This is a genomic window from Tunicatimonas sp. (assembly GCF_049647865.1).
Taxonomy (GTDB): domain Bacteria; phylum Bacteroidota; class Bacteroidia; order Cytophagales; family Cyclobacteriaceae; genus Tunicatimonas.
Window position 1 is genome coordinate 1 of the sequence record NZ_JBARYM010000834.1, and the last position, 2,950, is coordinate 2,950.

General features: G+C 40.9%; 3 protein-coding genes. All 3 read left to right on the forward strand.

Annotated features, from left to right (window positions below; translation table 11 throughout):
* Positions 1–1,319 (forward strand): outer membrane beta-barrel protein (locus tag WBA23_RS24040; protein ID WP_424584819.1); only part of this gene is annotated, 1,319 nt, incomplete at its 5' end.
* Between the two features lie 553 nt (positions 1,320–1,872).
* Positions 1,873–2,520, forward strand: coding sequence for a GntR family transcriptional regulator (locus WBA23_RS24045; protein WP_424584820.1), 648 nt, complete (start codon positions 1,873–1,875; stop codon positions 2,518–2,520).
* A 182-nt stretch (positions 2,521–2,702) separates the two neighbouring features.
* On the forward strand, positions 2,703–2,950 hold a 248-nt coding region (locus WBA23_RS24050; protein WP_424584821.1), incomplete at its 3' end, for a hypothetical protein.

Sequence of the window (2,950 nt, forward strand, 5' to 3'; positions counted from 1 at the left end):
AACCAGCCAAGGAGAACCGTCGTTCTCAAGCTGCCCAATCACCCAACGAAAATACGCTTTCCACAGAGCGGTCAGAGGTTGCTATTGCTGATGAAAACAATCAATTACCCGAAGCTAACTCATCAAATGGGGCATCAATTACTGACCGGGCTGCCACTAATGGTGATCAATCTTCACAGATTGCATCAGAATCAGGAAATAGCTCCCAGTTTAGAACGAAGCAAGAGGCTGTTACCGGTAGCAACGTAGCAATAGCGGATGTTGATAAAGAAAATGCAGCGGTATCAGCTGGCAGTGTAGCTGCTGAGCAATCAACCGCTAAGACGCTTATTTTCCCTAATGAAGAAGTAAGCCCGAGAGAAGAGGTGCTTCTCTCTAATCACCAGGTAGGGCGGACACCCGCCCTACCGCCTGGTGGTTTAGCCCTAAATGCTCCTACTTGGGCCGATGGCGTAAATGAATTATATTTTGTGCCTCAGAATCGGAACGAGTTTGCTCAAGAATCAGAAAAGCGCGGTGCCCAGTTCTTTGCCGGGTTAGCAATGGCTCCTAGTTTCTTTGATCCGAACTTCCAGTCTCAGCCGTCAGGTGGAGCTTTCTCCGACTTTGCGCTTATGGGGGAATCGTTTAGCCCCCCCAATTTTGATATGCAGACTGATAACTTATTTGTAGCCCGAATTAGCAATAATAGTGCAGGATCATCTTCAGCAGTAGAAGAAGGGTTGCAGAATCAATCTTCGCTTTCATTCAGTTACGGATTAAATTTTGGATTGGAATTGGGGGAGCACTGGAGTATTGAGTCCGGTTTAGACTTTCAAAACTTTCAAACTACTACCGAAACTCGTTATACGGTAGTTGACTTACAGTCGGGAAAACGGTATCCATTAGTAGCTACTAATGCTCAAGCTAATGCCGCTAGCTATTCTAATACCACTCCAATTGGTGATCCTAGCGGAGTAGATAACCAGTTTCAGTTTGTATCGATTCCCCTAATGATCGGGTACAATGTTCACTTCGCTAGATTTACTGTTTTAGTGAGTCCAGGAGTAGCTACTAACCTATTTTTAGGCAACCGAATTTCTTCCGATCAGTATGCTTCTTCCACCATTAGCCGCGATGGTAACAGTCCGTTTAATACGCAGTATTTTAGTGGAATAATTTCAGGTGGAGTGTTTTATCAACTCCTGAGAAACTATTCGCTCTCATTTACTCCGTCTTACCAATTTGCGCTAACTAACTTGGCTAGTAATAGTGCTACGTTTAGCAGCCAACCTCAATCGCTCGGCCTACGGTTGGGTTTTCGCTATAATTTCCAGTAGATCTTATATTTAGGTATACAAGATTTTTCCACTCAGTTTGTACAGTTAGGCTACTAGCAATGGTAGCCAGGCTCTGTCGTGATGGACGCTTAATGCAAAGGTCTTTGTTTAGTAAGTAGTAATCACTAATAGGTAGTGTAAGGCGGGGGCACTTGGCGAAACAATCTTACAACCCTTGATGAAAATTTCCGAACACCTGTCCAAAACCTTATTAGGTACAAATGATAATACAGAAGTTATGCTGATAGGTGATACTACTTGGTCATCCATTGCTTAGCGAAACACTGACACTGCCCCGAAATTTTTCATATAAAATAAACTAGAGCAATAACGATTGTTCAGTTTCGCAACTTACTGTTCATGTTAATAAAGGTTATTGTGAATAGTAGTATAGTTTTGCGGATTATAAAGTACCTAACCTAATTTTACCTACAATAATACATGTTGACTTTGAAAAACAAATATAATTTGTAATTTTGTATACGGTATACAAAATAACGTTAATATTCATTATTGTAAATTATTCATTTACAGCTAAGTACGATACTAAATTATGGCTAAAATAAATACTAATATGCTAGAGGAAGTTGCTTATCAGAAGATCAAACAGATGATCTTGTTGCGAAAGCTGGCTCCTGGGCAAAAGATCGTACAAGATAAACTTGCCAACTCGTTGGGCATCAGCCGTACACCCTTACGTAGTGCTTTACAAATGCTGGAAGCCGAGCATTTAGTAGAGTCTATTCCTCGCCGGGGCGTTATTGTAAAAAGTTTTACTAACGAAGAAGTGATCGAGATCTACGATTGCCGTATCGCTCTGGAAAGTACGGCATTCCGCCGGTTCACTCAGCGGGCCCGTCCGGTGGCCATTGAAAAACTACAAAAACTGTTTGACCCGTTTGTATCTTCTGAGGTGCCTATCGATGCACAAGAGTACCGCACCGCGGATATTAAGTTTCATGATACGATTGTTCGTCAATGTGGCAATAATTTTTTGCGCAAGATATTTCAGCAAAGCAACATGCTATTTTACATAGATCGGATCGGATTAGTACGCCCCCCAGAAGAAACACTGCCTGAACATCTGGCGATTATTGAAGCTATTGTTCAGCGGGATGCTGAAAAGACCGCAGATTTAGCTACTCATCATCTAGTTCGCTCGCAACAACTTATCATTAAACACACTAAACATGGTTCGTGACCTTTACTTCTATACGCTACCAGATGAGGGGAGATATCTGTGAGCTGATTATGGTTACTCCTATAAATAAATGTAGAAATCACCTTTACCGAAATACAATTCATCTATGAAAAAATCACATACTACTTTAGTAGTTCTCAATCATCGCATTGGAAAAATCACTAATCTAACAGTTTAATTCTATGAAAAAACAATTATCACAACAGGCCTTAAGAGTCTTCGAGATTACTATTCTGGTGGCTATCATCCAGACTGCTATTTTCAGCGTTGTATTGGCCACTAACATAAACGAAGAAAGTATAAGTAGTAACAAGAACGTTAACTTAACACTGAAATTACGTAATTATGCTACTTCTCCAGCAGGTACTACTTTTCCGATAATCTGGAAAGATAGTAATGTTAACTTTCGAGGAAATGTAGAAGTCATTCC

What these genes read in the sequence shown, in the direction of transcription:
- WBA23_RS24045 (WP_424584820.1), top strand. Translation starts at nt 1,873, where the DNA reads ATGGCTAAAATAAATACTAATATGCTAGAGGAAGTTGCTTATCAGAAG.